Source organism: Avibacterium volantium (assembly GCF_049366555.1).
In the GTDB taxonomy this organism is placed as follows: Bacteria; Pseudomonadota; Gammaproteobacteria; order Enterobacterales; family Pasteurellaceae; genus Avibacterium; species Avibacterium volantium_A.
In genome coordinates, this window is record NZ_JBMMGT010000008.1 from 83,677 (window position 1) to 98,249 (window position 14,573).

At 39.4% G+C, this 14,573-nt stretch carries 10 protein-coding genes; 9 read left to right on the forward strand and 1 reads right to left on the reverse strand.

The window, feature by feature from the left end; translation table 11 throughout:
- Positions 1 to 51 precede the first annotated feature (51 nt).
- Positions 52 to 600 (reverse strand): oligoribonuclease, encoded by a 549-nt coding sequence (gene orn, locus ACLS0A_RS03960; RefSeq protein ID WP_416082438.1) that lies wholly within the window; start codon positions 598 to 600, stop codon positions 52 to 54.
- An 80-nt stretch (positions 601 to 680) separates the two neighbouring features.
- Between orn and rsgA the strand changes: the two genes are divergently transcribed.
- The 9 genes from rsgA to ACLS0A_RS04005 all read left to right on the forward strand — a co-directional run bounded on the left by rsgA (position 681) and on the right by ACLS0A_RS04005 (position 14,456).
- Positions 681 to 1,736 (forward strand): small ribosomal subunit biogenesis GTPase RsgA, encoded by a 1,056-nt coding sequence (gene rsgA / locus ACLS0A_RS03965; RefSeq protein ID WP_416082437.1) that lies wholly within the window; start codon positions 681 to 683, stop codon positions 1,734 to 1,736.
- A gap of 220 nt (positions 1,737 to 1,956) precedes the next feature.
- A complete protein-coding gene (gene ptsH, locus ACLS0A_RS03970) occupies positions 1,957 to 2,214 on the forward strand; it encodes a phosphocarrier protein Hpr (protein WP_100295592.1) in 258 nt (85 codons plus the stop codon).
- A gap of 98 nt (positions 2,215 to 2,312) precedes the next feature.
- Complete coding sequence (ptsI, locus tag ACLS0A_RS03975) at positions 2,313 to 4,040, forward strand: phosphoenolpyruvate-protein phosphotransferase PtsI (protein ID WP_416082436.1); 1,728 nt, start codon at positions 2,313 to 2,315, stop codon at positions 4,038 to 4,040.
- A 62-nt stretch (positions 4,041 to 4,102) separates the two neighbouring features.
- Positions 4,103 to 4,603 carry a PTS glucose transporter subunit IIA gene (gene crr, locus ACLS0A_RS03980; protein WP_103852902.1) on the forward strand — a complete coding sequence of 167 codons (501 nt, stop codon included), beginning with the start codon at positions 4,103 to 4,105 and terminating at the stop codon, positions 4,601 to 4,603.
- A 399-nt stretch (positions 4,604 to 5,002) separates the two neighbouring features.
- A complete protein-coding gene (gene aceE, locus ACLS0A_RS03985) occupies positions 5,003 to 7,666 on the forward strand; it encodes a pyruvate dehydrogenase (acetyl-transferring), homodimeric type (RefSeq protein ID WP_103852901.1) in 2,664 nt (887 codons plus the stop codon).
- A 51-nt stretch (positions 7,667 to 7,717) separates the two neighbouring features.
- Positions 7,718 to 9,616, forward strand: coding sequence for a pyruvate dehydrogenase complex dihydrolipoyllysine-residue acetyltransferase (gene aceF / locus ACLS0A_RS03990; RefSeq protein WP_416082435.1), 1,899 nt, complete (start codon positions 7,718 to 7,720; stop codon positions 9,614 to 9,616).
- A gap of 86 nt (positions 9,617 to 9,702) precedes the next feature.
- Positions 9,703 to 11,127, forward strand: a complete 1,425-nt coding sequence (gene lpdA / locus ACLS0A_RS03995) for a dihydrolipoyl dehydrogenase (protein ID WP_410678471.1) — start codon at positions 9,703 to 9,705, stop codon at positions 11,125 to 11,127.
- A 191-nt stretch (positions 11,128 to 11,318) separates the two neighbouring features.
- On the forward strand, positions 11,319 to 13,004 hold the full coding sequence (locus ACLS0A_RS04000) for a solute:sodium symporter family transporter (protein ID WP_416082434.1): 1,686 nt from the start codon (positions 11,319 to 11,321) through the stop codon (positions 13,002 to 13,004).
- 3 nt (positions 13,005 to 13,007) lie between these two features.
- Positions 13,008 to 14,456 (forward strand): sulfatase-like hydrolase/transferase, encoded by a 1,449-nt coding sequence (locus ACLS0A_RS04005; protein ID WP_416082433.1) that lies wholly within the window; start codon positions 13,008 to 13,010, stop codon positions 14,454 to 14,456.
- The last annotated feature ends 117 nt before the right edge of the window (positions 14,457 to 14,573 follow it).

Here is a 14,573-nt window from a genome sequence, read left to right on the forward strand (position 1 = left end):
TAGTTATTGATCAGAAAGCGAGATTTTTCCCATTTCTTAGCAATAAATAGGCTAAGGCATTTTGATAAAATGCTCACGATAATAAGCCAGTTCCGCAATAGATTCACGAATATCATCTAAAGCAAGGTGGGTATTTTTCTTACTAAAACCTTTTAACATTTCAGGATTCCAACGCGCTCCAAGTTCTTTCAAGGTGCTGACATCAAGGTGGCGATAATGAAAATAGTCGGCAAGATCAGGCATATATTTGAATAAAAAGCGTTTATCTTGCGCAACGCTGTTGCCACAAATAGGCGATGCGCCTTTAGGCACCCATTTTTTTAGAAAATCCAAGGTTCGTAATTCAGCAGCCCGTTCGCTGAGTTTGCTTTGTCTTACGCGATCAATTAAGCCATTTTCACTGTGGGTTTTCTGACACCAATCGTTCATTGTCTTTAATAGACTGTCTGGTTGATGAATGGCCAATACAGGACCTTCTGCAAGAATATTGAGATCTTTGTCAGTTACAATGGTGGCAATTTCAATGATGCGTTCTTTTTCGGGATCTAAGCCCGTCATTTCTAAGTCAATCCAAATAAGGTTTTGTTTATCTAATTGCATTAGGGTATCCTATGTGAGTTTTATTTTGATGAGTTCGGCATATTTTAACCGAAAACCAACCGCACTTTAAGGATTTATCTTTGAGCAAACAAAAATTAACTTACAATCAGCAGCGCAGAATTCGTTCTAACAACGCAAAAACATTACAACGTCACAAATCAAGAAATGATGATATTCAGTGGCAAGATGAAATGCTTGGTCCAACGCAAGAAGGTACAGTGGTAACCCGTTATTCTTTGCACGCCGATGTGGAAAATGAGCAAGGTGAAATTTTCCGCTGTAATTTACGCCGCACTTTGGCGAATTTAGTGGTTGGCGATAAAGTTTTGTGGCGTAAAGGCAGTGAGCAGTTACAAGGCGTGAGCGGTGTGATTGAAGCCATTCATCCGCGTAAAAATGAAATTACACGCCCTGATTATTATGATGGCTTAAAAGTGATCGCGGCAAATATTGATCGCATTATTATTGTGTCCGCGGTGGTGCCTGAGTTGTCTTGGAATATTATCGATCGCTATTTGGTGGTATGTGAGAACGCTAAAATTCCTTCGGTGATTGTGATTAATAAGTCTGATTTATTGTCTGACACGCAACGATTAGCCGTGGAAAAACAGCTTAAGGTTTATGAAAAAATTGGCTATCAAACGCTGATGATTTCTGCCAAAACAGGCGAAAATATGCAAAATCTCACCGCACTTTTATCGGAAGGTACGTCTATTTTTGTGGGGCAATCAGGGGTAGGCAAATCCAGTTTAATCAACAGCATTTTACCTGATGTGAATGCGCAGGTTGGTGCGGTGAGTGAGGGAACAGGATTAGGTCGCCACACTACCACCTCTTCTCGTCTGTATCATTTATCGCAAGGAGGCGATTTGATTGATTCGCCGGGGATTCGTGAGTTTGGTTTATGGCATTTGGACGCAGATCAAATTACGAAAGGATACCGTGAATTTCAATATGTGCTAGGCACTTGTAAATTTAGGGATTGTAAACATTTGAATGATCCGGGGTGTGCGTTGCGTGAAGCGGTTGAGCAAGGAAAAATCGATCCCGTAAGATTTAAAAACTATCATAATTTAATTGAAAGTTTATCTGAAACAAAGGGGCATAGACACTTCTTCACACAGGACAATGGTTAAATAAAGGTTAATAACCGCATAAAAAAACGCCGCTTTAAGTGTTTTTTTGTGACTTAGTTCAAATTTTGTGGTGATTGGGGTTGATTATTGTTGTGTTAAGTTGAATACTATTTCAAGATTTATTTTTAGAGATGAAATAAATACATAATTGAACGGTAATCTTTACCGTTTGGTTTCAAATCAAGATTTATACTCAAACAATTATTAAGAGGATTTTACTATGTACTCAAAAGATGTTGAAATTATTGCTCCAAATGGTTTACATACTCGCCCTGCGGCTCAGTTTGTAAAAGAAGCGAAAGCCTTTGCTTCTGACATTACTGTAACTTCTGGTGGCAAAAGTGCAAGTGCAAAAAGCCTTTTTAAATTACAAACTTTAGGTTTAACACAAGGAACTGTGATCACCATTTCTGCTGAAGGCGAAGATGAGCAAAAAGCAGTAGATCATTTAGTCGCTTTAATTCCTACATTAGAGTAATCATACCATTAGCCACAAATTTCACTTTCAAGGGAAAGTCTGTTTGTGGCTATTGTTCTATTTATAGCCAGATTTAATTATTAGTTCGGAAGGTCACTATGATTTCAGGTATTCCAGCATCCCCCGGCATTGTTTTCGGTAAAGCACTTGTTTTAAAAGAAGAAAAAATCGTACTTGATACGCAAAAAATTCAAGACGATCAAGTTGAAGCTGAGGTTGCACGTTTTTATGAAGGACGTAATGCAGCCGTTGAGCAATTAACCGCAATTAAAGATCGTGCTTATGCTTCATTAGGAGAAGAGAAAGCGGCAATCTTTGAAGGCCATTTAATGATTTTGGAAGATGAGGAATTAGAAGAAGAAATCATTGATTATTTACGTTCTAATAAAGTAAATGCTGGTGTTGCTGCAAGCACGATTATTGATCAGCAAGTGGCAATGTTGTCAGAAATTGATGACGAATATTTAAAAGAGCGTGCAGGGGATATTCGTGATATTGGTAATCGCTTAATCAAGAATATTTTAGGTATGCACATTGTTGATCTTGGTGAGATCAACGAAGAGGCTATTCTTGTCGCGTATGACTTAACACCATCAGAAACTGCGCAGCTTAACCTTGATAAAGTGCTTGGTTTTATTACTGATATTGGTGGCAGAACTTCTCATACTTCAATTATGGCACGTTCATTAGAATTGCCAGCGATTGTGGGGACAAACACCGTTACGCAACAAGTTAATACCGGTGATTTCTTAATTCTTGATGCGGTGAATAATCATGTTTATGTGAATCCAAGCCAAGAAGAAATCGATCGCTTAAAAGCGTTAGAAGCGCAATTAGCCGAAGAAAAAGCTGAATTAGCGAAATTGAAAGATTTACCAGCTCTCACCTTAGACGGTCATCGCGTTGATGTGGTAGCAAACATTGGTACAATTCGCGATGTGGAAGGGGCTGATCGTAACGGTGCGGAAGGCGTAGGCTTATATCGTACAGAATTCTTATTTATGGATCGCGATCAGCTTCCAACGGAAGAAGAGCAATTTATCGCTTATAAAGAAGTCGTTGAAGCGATGAATGGCCGTTTAGTGGTATTAAGAACAATGGACATTGGTGGTGATAAAGAGTTACCTTACTTAAATCTACCAAAAGAAATGAATCCATTCTTAGGCTGGCGTGCAATTCGTATTGCCCTAGATCGTAAAGAAATTTTACACGCGCAATTAAGAGCCGTATTAAGAGCATCAGCTTTCGGTAAATTAGCTGTAATGTTCCCAATGATTATTTCTGTGGAAGAAATTCGTACATTAAAAGCAGAAATTGACGTATTAAAAGCGCAGTTACGCAATGAAGGCAAAGCTTTTGATGAGAATATTCAAATTGGCGTGATGGTGGAAACCCCATCTGCGGCAGTGAATGCGAAATTCTTAGCAAAAGAAGTGGATTTCTTCAGTATTGGTACGAACGATTTAACCCAATATACTCTTGCGGTGGATCGTGGTAACGAATTAATTTCTCATTTATATAACCCAATGACCCCATCTGTATTGAGCTTAATCAAACAGGTGATTGATGCTTCCCACGCCGAAGGTAAATGGACAGGTATGTGTGGTGAGCTAGCGGGTGATGAAAGAGCAACATTATTGCTACTTGGTATGGGCTTAGACGAGTTTAGTATGAGTGCAATTTCAGTGCCAAGAATTAAAAAATTAATCCGCAATGTAAACTATCAAGATGCAAAATTGCTTGCTGATAAAGCGCTCGAACAGCCAACAGCAGCAGATATTGAAAAATTGGTTGCAGACTTTTTAGCAGAAAATGCGTTAAACTAGATACCAATTATTCAAGTTTTGGGCTAGAATAGCCCAAACATTCACTTAGTAGGAGACTAAAAATGGGTTTTTTTGATAAATTATTTGGTTCAAAAAGCAATAAAACCGTTGAAGTAGAGATTTATGCACCACTTTCAGGTGATATTGTGAACATTGAAGATGTACCAGATGTTGTTTTCTCAGAAAAAATTGTTGGTGATGGTATCGCAATTCGCCCAACAGGTAACAAACTTGTAGCCCCTGTTGATGGTGTTGTAGGTAAAATCTTTGAAACCAATCACGCGTTCTCAATGGAATCTACCGATGGTGTGGAATTATTCGTTCACTTTGGGATTGATACCGTTGAATTAAAAGGTGAAGGCTTTAGACGTGTTGCTGAAGAAGGTCAAACTGTTAAACGTGGTGATACCATTATTGAATTAGATTTAGAATTACTTGAAGCCAAAGCAAAATCAGTGCTTACCCCTGTAGTGATTTCTAATATGGATGAAGTTAGCCATATTGAGAAAAAAACAGGCGAAGTTGTTGCTGGTGAGTCTGTGGTTCTTGTAGTGAAAAAATAAAAAATGCAATATAACAAAGCCCATTCCATTGAGTGAATGGGCTTTTTCTTATAAGGGGAATCTTATTAAGCGCTGATAAAATTTATCCGTCAATCAGCTGAGGAGTAGGATTGATAAAGATTAAAGCGCTTTAAGTAAAAATTATCAGTCATCTGCTATTTTTACCGATTATTTAAAGTGCGGTGGAATTTTTTAATAAATTTTTTGCCTTTCCTAAGACTTATCAAAAAATTTTCTAATTTCAACAAATCTTATATTTTTTATAATCTTTGTTAAAGATTTGTAAACAGGTTTTAATAGTTGTAAAATAGCCTAGATATAGGTATTAGTTATCCATTCGTTGTTCAGTTTCGTCTAGAAATTGAACTTAACTTCAACTTAACAAATAAGGAAAAGACTATGTCAGAAATGTTAAGAAATGACGTAGATCCAGTCGAAACCAATGATTGGTTATTGGCGATCGATTCAGTAATTCGTGAAGAAGGTGTTGAAAGAGCACAGTTTATTATTGAGCAATTAATGCAGCACGCTCGTGCAAATTCAGTGTCTTTACCAACAGGTGTTACCACAGATTATATTAATACTATCCCTGTTGAAGAAGAGCCGAACTATCCAGGTAATTTAGATCTTGAACGTCGTATCCGTAGTGCGATTCGTTGGAATGCAATTATGATGGTATTAAGAGCCTCTAAAAAAGATTTAGAGCTTGGCGGCCATATGTCATCTTTCCAATCTTCTGCGACAATCTATGAAGTTTGTTTCAACCATTTCTTTAAAGCGCGTACCGAAAAAAATGGTGGCGACTTAGTTTTCTTCCAAGGTCATATTTCTCCTGGAATTTATGCGCGTGCTTTTGTTGAAGGCCGTTTAACTGAAGAGCAATTAGATAATTTCCGTCAAGAAGTTCACGGAAAAGGCCTTTCTTCTTACCCACACCCTAAATTAATGCCTGAATTCTGGCAGTTCCCAACGGTATCAATGGGTCTTGGGCCATTGAATGCTATTTATCAAGCACGTTTCTTAAAATATTTACATAACCGTGGCTTAAAAGACACAGCAGATCAAACCGTTTACGCATTCTTAGGTGATGGCGAAATGGACGAAGTGGAATCTCGCGGTGGTCTTGCTTTCGCAGCACGTGAAAAATTAGATAACCTTGTTTTCGTGATTAACTGTAACTTACAACGTTTAGACGGACCAGTAACAGGTAACGGTAAAATTATTCAAGAATTAGAAGCTCAATTTAACGGTTGTGGCTGGGAAGTGATCAAAGTTGTTTGGGGTCGCCGTTGGGATCGTTTATTACAACGTGATACTTCAGGTAAATTATTACAATTAATGATGGAAGTTGTTGATGGCGACTATCAAACCTTCAAAGCAAAAGATGGTGCTTATGTACGCAAACACTTCTTTGGTCGTTACCCTGAAACTGAAGCTTTAGTGGCAGAAATGACAGATGATGAAATCTGGGCATTAAACCGTGGTGGTCACGATCCATTAAAAGTTTTCGCTGCATTCAATAAAGCAAAACAAGTTAAAGACAAACCTGTTGTATTGCTTGTGAAAACCATCAAAGGTTATGGTATGGGTGATGCGGCTGAAGGTAAAAACATCGCTCACCAAGTTAAGAAAATGGATATGTCGGGCGTTAAACACGTTCGTGATCGTTTCAATATTGCGGTATCTGATGAAGATATTGAGAAATTACCATACATCAAGTTTGAAGAAGGTTCAGAAGAGTACAAATATCTTCACGAGCGCCGTCAAGCATTAAATGGTTATTTACCAACTCGTGCGCCACGCTTTACTCACGAACTTGAAGTGCCAGCGTTAGAAGAGTTTGCACAATTATTTGAAGCACAATCTCGTCCAATTTCAACCACAATGGCGTTTGTTCGTTCATTAAACGTATTGTTGAAAAACAAATCTGTGGGTAAACACATTGTGCCAATTATCGCAGACGAAGCGCGTACTTTCGGTATGGAAGGTTTATTCCGTCAAATCGGTATTTATAACCCACACGGACAAAACTACACCCCACAAGATCGCGAACAAGTTTCTTACTATCGTGAAGCCATTGATGGTCAAGTGTTACAAGAAGGGATTAACGAACAAGGCGCAACAGCGTCTTGGATTGCCGCAGCAACTTCTTACAGCACAAACAACGTACCAATGATTCCATTCTTTGTGTATTACTCAATGTTTGGTTTCCAACGTGTGGGCGATTTAATGTGGTTAGCAGGCGACCAACGTGCGCGTGGCTTTATGATCGGTGGTACATCAGGCCGTACAACATTGAACGGTGAAGGTTTACAACACGAAGATGGTCAAAGCCATATTCAATCAGCGGTAATTCCAAACTGTATCTCTTATGATCCAGCTTTCGCCTTTGAAGTACCAGTGATTATCCAAGACGGTGTTCGCCGTATGTACGGGCCAGAACAAGAAGATGTGTACTACTACATCACAACCTTAAACGAAACTTATGACCAACCAGCAATGCCAAAAGGCGCAGAAGAAGGTATCCGTAAAGGTATCTATAAATTCGAAACGGTAACTGGCCAAGGTAAAGGTAAAGTTCAATTATTAGGTTCTGGTGCAATTTTACGCCACGTTCGTGAAGCAGCGAAATTACTTGCAGATGATTTCGGCGTAACTTCTGATGTATATAGCGTAACTTCATTTACTGAAGTAGCGCGTGATGGTGCAGATGTAGAGCGTTGGAACTTATTACACCCTGAAGCAGAGCCAAGAACAGCATACATTGCTCAAGTGATGAATGATGCACCAGCGGTAGCTGCAACAGATTACATCAAACTTTATGCAGAGCAAGTGCGTGCATTTGTTCCAGCGCAAAGCTATCGTGTATTAGGTACAGATGGTTTTGGTCGTTCAGATAGCCGTGAAAACTTACGCGAGCATTTTGAAGTGAATGCACATTATGTAGTAATCGCAGCATTAACTGAGCTTGTTAAACAAGGTATCTTTGACAAGAAAGTGGTTGCAGATGCGATTGCAAAATATGGCATTGATGCAGATAAAATTAACCCACTTTACGCATAATTAACATCGCTCCCCTTGCTTTAGCAGGGGGAGTTTTGAGGAAAAAAGAAAATGGCTAAAGAAATTCAAATTCCAGATATTGGTGGCGATGAAGTAACCGTTACCGAAGTGATGGTAAAAGCTGGTGATACGGTTGAAATTGATCAATCAGTAATTAATGTTGAAGGCGATAAAGCATCAATGGAAGTGCCTTCTCCAGAAGCGGGCGTCATTAAAGAAGTCTTAGTAAAAGTTGGCGATAAAGTTTCAACGGGTACGCCAATGTTTATTTTAGAAGGAGAAGGAGCAGCAGCTGCAGTAGCGCCTGCCGCTGAAGAAAAAGCAGCACCAGCAGCGCCGCAAAGTGCGGGTGGTTCTGTGATTGAAATTCACGTTCCAGATATCGGTGGCGATGAAGTAAACGTAACTGAAATTTTAGTAAACGTAGGCGATAGCGTTGCAGAAGAGCAATCTATCTTAAACGTAGAAGGTGATAAAGCTTCTATGGAAGTGCCTGCACCTGTGGCTGGTGTGGTAAAAGAAATTCTTATCAAAGTAGGTGATAAAGTTTCAACTGGCTCATTAGTGATGAAATTTGAAACCACTGCTGCAGCGCCAGCGGCTCAACCAACGGCTGAAGCACCAGCAGCACCTGCTGCAGTATCTGGTGGCGTACAAGATGTTCACGTTCCAGATATTGGCGGTGATGAAGTAAACGTAACTGAAATTATGGTTGCTGTGGGTGATAGCGTTTCTGAAGAGCAATCATTAATCACTGTTGAGGGCGACAAAGCTTCAATGGAAGTTCCTGCACCATTTGCCGGTGTAGTGAAAGAAATCTTAGTGAAATCAGGGGATAAAGTTTCAACTGGTTCATTAATTATGCGTTTTGAAGTAGCGGGTTCAGCACCTGCAGCAGCCCCAGCGGCTCAACCAGCAGCGACAGCACCTGCACAAACTCAAGCGGCAGCACCTGCTGCGCCAGTACAATCAGCGCAGCCTGCTAACCAAGCAGAAGTTACAGCAAGTGCAAGTTTTGCTCACGCAACCCCTGTGGTTCGCCGTTTAGCTCGTGAGTTTGGGGTAAACCTAGATAAAGTGAAAGGAACAGGCCGTAAAGGTCGTATCCTGAAAGAAGACGTTCAAGCCTATGTGAAAGCCGCGGTGAAAGCGGTAGAAAGCGGTTCTGTATCCGCAGCATCAACAGGTGCAGCGAATGGTGCAGGTTTAGGCTTACTCCCTTGGCCGAAAGTGGACTTCAGCAAATTCGGTGAAGTAGAACAAGTTGAATTAGGCCGTATCCAAAAAATCTCTGGTGCGAACTTACACCGTAACTGGGTAATGATTCCACACGTAACACAATGGGATAAAGCAGACATCACAGATTTAGAGCAATTCCGTAAAGAGCAAAACGTGCTTGCGGAAAAACAAAAACTTGATGTAAAAATCACCCCACTTGTGTTTATTATGAAAGCGGTAGCGAAAGCGTTAGAGGCTTACCCACGCTTTAATAGCTCATTATCTGAAGATGCACAAAGCTTGATCTTGAAAAAATACATCAATATTGGCGTAGCGGTAGATACACCAAATGGCTTAGTTGTGCCTGTATTTAAAGATGTAAACAAAAAAGGCATCATTGAGCTTTCTCGTGAGTTAGCAGAAATCTCGAAAAAAGCCCGAGCAGGTAAATTAACCGCATCTGATATGCAAGGTGGTTGTTTCACCATTTCAAGCCTAGGCGGTATTGGTGGTACACAATTTACCCCAATCGTGAATGCGCCAGAAGTGGCGATTTTAGGTGTGTCTAAATCTGAAATGACACCAGTATGGAACGGTAAAGAATTTACTCCACGCTTAATGTTACCATTATCGCTCTCTTACGATCACCGCGTGATCGATGGAGCAGATGGTGCAAGATTTATCACCTTCATCAATGGCGTATTAAGCGACCTTCGCCGTTTAGTAATGTAATTTCCTTAGCGTTTCTCATTGATAATGGGAAACGCTGTTTAGTTAAAGTGCGGTGTAAAAATCGCAACAATTTAACGAGGTAAAAAATGAATAAAGAGATTAAAACACAAGTTGTTGTACTTGGTGCAGGCCCAGCAGGTTATTCTGCGGCATTCCGTTGTGCGGACTTAGGCTTGGATACCGTTATCGTTGAACGTTATTCAACCCTTGGTGGGGTGTGCTTAAACGTGGGTTGTATCCCATCTAAAGCCTTATTACACGTTGCCAAAGTTATTGAAGAAGCAAAATCTTTAGCAGAACACGGCATCGTATTTGGCGAGCCGAGTACCGATATTGACAAAATCCGTGGTTGGAAAGAAAAAGTAATCAACCAATTAACCGGCGGCTTAGCGGGAATGGCGAAAATGCGTAAAGTGCAAGTGGTAAATGGTTACGGTAAATTCTCAGGCCCTAACACCATTATCGTTGCAGGTGATGAAGGCGAAACCACCATTCATTTTGATAATGCTATTATCGCAGCAGGTTCACGTCCAATTCAATTGCCATTTATCCCACACGAAGATCCACGCATTTGGGATTCAACAGACGCACTGAAATTAAAAGAAGTGCCGAAAAACCTATTAATTATGGGCGGTGGTATTATCGGTCTTGAAATGGGGACGGTATATCACGCACTCGGTTCTAACATTGACGTAGTAGAAATGTTTGATCAAGTGATCCCAGCAGCGGATAAAGATATTGTTCAAATCTACACAAAACGTATCGAGAAGAAATTCAACTTATTACTTGAAACCAAAGTAACCGCAGTTGAAGCGAAAGAAGACGGTATTTATGTATCAATGGAAGGCAAAGCAGCGAACGAAACACGCCGTTATGATGCTGTATTAGTGGCGATCGGTCGTACACCAAATGGTAAATTGATCGATGCTAATGTCGCAGGCGTAGAAGTGGATGATCGTGGCTTTATCCATACAGATAAACAAATGCGTACCAACGTACCACACATCTTCGCGATTGGTGATATTGTGGGACAACCAATGCTTGCTCACAAAGGCGTACACGAAGGCCACGTTGCAGCAGAAGTTATTGCAGGACAGAAACACTATTTCGATCCGAAAGTGATCCCATCTATCGCATATACTGAGCCAGAAGTAGCTTGGGTAGGTAAAACCGAGAAAGAATGTAAAGCCGAAGGCATTAACTACGAAGTGGCGAAATTCCCTTGGGCTGCGTCAGGTCGTGCAATCGCTTCTGACTGTGCAGATGGTTTAACCAAATTGATCTTCGATAAAGACACTCACCGCATTATCGGTGGAGCAATCGTAGGAACAAACGGTGGTGAATTGCTAGGTGAAATCGGTCTTGCGATTGAAATGGGTTGTGATGCAGAAGATCTTGCATTAACTATCCACGCTCACCCAACCTTACACGAATCTGTGGGCTTAGCGGCAGAAGTGTTTGAAGGTTCAATCACCGACTTACCAAATCCAAAAGCGAAAAAGAAAAAATAGTTTTCTAACTTCTTCTCAAAAGCCTTTCTGATGAAAGGCTTTTTTATGCGAAAAGGAATGTTTATTTAATTCTAATTAAACTGAAAGATTTGTGATCAATATCACAGCCAAAGTATGACTACTGTCATAGGCACTTCATTGTAAATAGACTAATCTCATTATGAGTTTAATCTGCTAATAGGGAGGAAGTGATGTTTCTGACAGTTTTCAGTTTTATTATTGTCACAGGCTTTGTGGCTTGGATTTCTTGGCGGAAAACCAGAAATGATGATTTATCAACCGCGAAAGGATATTTTCTTGCAGGACGAGGATTAAGTGCAGTTGTCATTGGTTGTTCAATGGTATTAACTTCACTTTCTACTGAACAATTAATTGGTGTCAATGCCAATTCCTATAAAGGCAATTTTTCTATTATTGCTTGGACGGTTCAATCAGTCATTCCACTTTGTTTTCTCGCTTTGTATTTATTACCGAAATATATTCGCAATGGTTACACGACAATTCCAGAATTCTTTGAAAGCCGTTTTGATCGTCAAACACGCTTAATAATGTCTGGGTTATTTTTAGTATTCTATTTATTTATCGTTATTCCCACCGCACTTTATACAGGGGCAATTGCCTTCAATAAAATCTTCAATTTGGAAACCGTATTTGGAATTAGCTATGGTGAATCCATTGTTTACACCGTAATGGCGATAGGTGTTATTGGTGCGATTTATGCTATTTTTGGTGGTTTAAAAGCGGTGGCAGTATCAGATACTGCGAATGCTATTATTTTGGTCATTGGGGCTATTCTAGTACCAATTTTTGCCCTAATTTATTTAGGCAATGGTAGCTTTATGGAAGGCTTACATATTATTGGTACAGCGCACGTTGAAAAATTTAATGCCATTGGTAGTGCGACAGATGCTGTACCTTGGCCAGCAATGTTTACGGGAATTTTGATCGTAAACTTTTTCTATTGGACAACCAATCAAGCGATTGTGCAACGTGCATTAGGTGCGAAAGATTTAAAAGCAGGGCAAAAAGGGATTTTAATTGCTGCACTTTTCTTACTTTTATTACCGATAATTCTTAATTTACCAGGTTTACTGAGCTTTCACATTTTAGGTGAAGGACTTAATCCCATTGATTTATCTTATCCTGAATTAGTTAATCGCGTCTTGCCAACAGTCCTACAAGGTTTCTTTATTGCAGCTTTATTTGGGGCAATTTTAAGTACATTCAATTCATTCTTAAATTCAGCAGCAACAATTTATTGTAAAGACTTATTGCCTTCACTAACCAAAAGAACCTTTAGCGAAACTGAATTAATTGTTTATGCGAAAAAAGTCTCGGCGGTCATGGCAGTTATCACCATCATTATTGGACCATTGCTTATGTTTGGTACAGATGGCATTTTCTTACTGACTAAACGTTTTGCAGGTTTTGTGAATATTCCTATTGTTGCTCTATTTGCAGTGGGATTATTCAATAAAACTGTATCAGGACTAGCAGCGCGTATTGCCTTATTGGTACATGTTATTTTATATTTCCTTATTGTTTGGGTATTTAATGTAAAAGTGAATTTTGTGTATGTAATGGCTGCACTATTCGTTTTTGATGTAGTATTAATGCTAGTATTAGGTTCGTTCTTACGCAGAAAAACACCTTATGTTGATAACGTTTCTAACCAAAGCAATGTAGATTTAAGTAACTGGGAATATGTTAATATCACTGTGGCATCTCTTGCATTAGGCTTAGTTTCTCTTTATGCGTTGCTTTCTCCAATTGGGCTTGCTTCAGAAAATGGAAAACCACTTTGGGTACTTGCTGCTTATGCAATTCTTCAAGTGATTTTATTTGTGGTAATTGGTCGAAATAAGAAAAAGGTGTAACTAATGAAAAATGTAATTTATATTCTTTTAGATCAAGTTAGAAAAGATATGCTTGGTACTTATGGACATAAGATTGTAAAAACGCCGAATTTAGATCGTTTAGCGAGAGAAGGGGTTCGTTTTGATAATGCCTTCACGCCAGCTTCAGTTTGTGGCCCTGCTAGAACATCACTTTTTACAGGGCAAATGCCTTCTACCCATGGCATTATTCGAAATGGTGAAAAAGGTGGAACAGGAGAAATTCCGGCAGAGCAACCACATATCGGAAAACTGGACGGCTATAATTGCTATGTTGCAGGAAAATGGCACGTTGGCACGAGATCTGTTCCAAGAGATTACGGTATTAAAGGGCATAATTTTGATGGATATGGCTACCCAGGCAGTCACGTTTATAAAAATTTAGTGTTTGATCAAGCGCCTACCCAGTCAAATCGTTACCCTGAATGGCTTGTAGAAAAAGGCTTCCCTACGCCAGAAGTCAGCCTAGCTTATTTTGGTGATAACCCACATTTAAGAGTACAAGAATTGTGTGGTTTACTTTCAGGAACAAAAGAACAAACGATTCCCTATTTTATTATTGATGAGGTGAAAAGTTTTATTTTGGAATCTCTTGCTGAGCATAAGCCTTTCTTTACTTGGATTAATTTTTGGGGGCCACATACGCCTTGCATTGTTCCTGAGCCTTATTATTCAATGTATGATCCAAAAGATGTTGTCCTAGATGAAAGTTTCTTTAAACCTTTAGAGGGTAAACCAGGCCATTATCGTACCATTTCTAAAATGTGGGGAATGTGGGAAGCGAGTGAAGAACGTTGGAAGGAAGTGATCACCAAATTCTGGGGATATATCACTTTAATTGATGATGCGATTGGTGAACTATTTAATTTCCTTGAAAAACACAATCTTTATCAGGATTGTTTTATTGTCGCCACCGCAGATCATGGCGATGCAATGGGCGCACATAGAATGATTGAAAAGGGTGAGTTTATGTTTGAGACCACCTACAATATTCCATTGATTATTAAAGATCCTGAATCTCCGCGTATCAATGAAGTGGACGATAATTTAGTTTATCTACACGATTTGACTTCAACTGTGTTTGATGTTGCTGGACAAGCCATTCCAAAAACTTTCCAAGGTGAAAGCCTATTGCCAATTTTACGGGAAAATAAATCCAATGATCGTAAAGGAGTGTTAGCTCAGCTTGCAGGGCATTTTGTTTATTTTGAACAAAGAATGTGGCGTAGGAAAGATTATAAATTGGTCTTCAATGCAAGTGATGTAGGAGAGTTGTACGATATTCGTAATGATTCTGAGGAGTTACATAATTTGTTTTACGACCCAGAATACCAGCAAGTGAAAAAAGAAATGTTAGAAGAAATGCGGGCAGAAATGCTGAAGTATAAGGATCCATTAGAAAACTGGGTATATCGTATTATTAATGAGATCTAATTCTTCTAAATAAAAAGACATAGTAGACAAAAGTGTTGGTTTTTCCTTCATTTTGTCTACTTTCCCGTTCTAGTGTATAAAAGTATGAGTTTTACCCACTTCTTGTTTAAAAAGTTT

What these genes read in the sequence shown, in the direction of transcription:
- orn (WP_416082438.1), bottom strand. Translation starts at nt 600, where the DNA reads ATGCAATTAGATAAACAAAACCTTATTTGGATTGACTTAGAAATGACG.
- ptsH (WP_100295592.1), top strand. Translation starts at nt 1,957, where the DNA reads ATGTACTCAAAAGATGTTGAAATTATTGCTCCAAATGGTTTACATACT.
- ptsI (WP_416082436.1), top strand. Translation starts at nt 2,313, where the DNA reads ATGATTTCAGGTATTCCAGCATCCCCCGGCATTGTTTTCGGTAAAGCA.
- crr (WP_103852902.1), top strand. Translation starts at nt 4,103, where the DNA reads ATGGGTTTTTTTGATAAATTATTTGGTTCAAAAAGCAATAAAACCGTT.
- aceE (WP_103852901.1), top strand. Translation starts at nt 5,003, where the DNA reads ATGTCAGAAATGTTAAGAAATGACGTAGATCCAGTCGAAACCAATGAT.
- aceF (WP_416082435.1), top strand. Translation starts at nt 7,718, where the DNA reads ATGGCTAAAGAAATTCAAATTCCAGATATTGGTGGCGATGAAGTAACC.
- lpdA (WP_410678471.1), top strand. Translation starts at nt 9,703, where the DNA reads ATGAATAAAGAGATTAAAACACAAGTTGTTGTACTTGGTGCAGGCCCA.
- ACLS0A_RS04000 (WP_416082434.1), top strand. Translation starts at nt 11,319, where the DNA reads ATGTTTCTGACAGTTTTCAGTTTTATTATTGTCACAGGCTTTGTGGCT.
- ACLS0A_RS04005 (WP_416082433.1), top strand. Translation starts at nt 13,008, where the DNA reads ATGAAAAATGTAATTTATATTCTTTTAGATCAAGTTAGAAAAGATATG.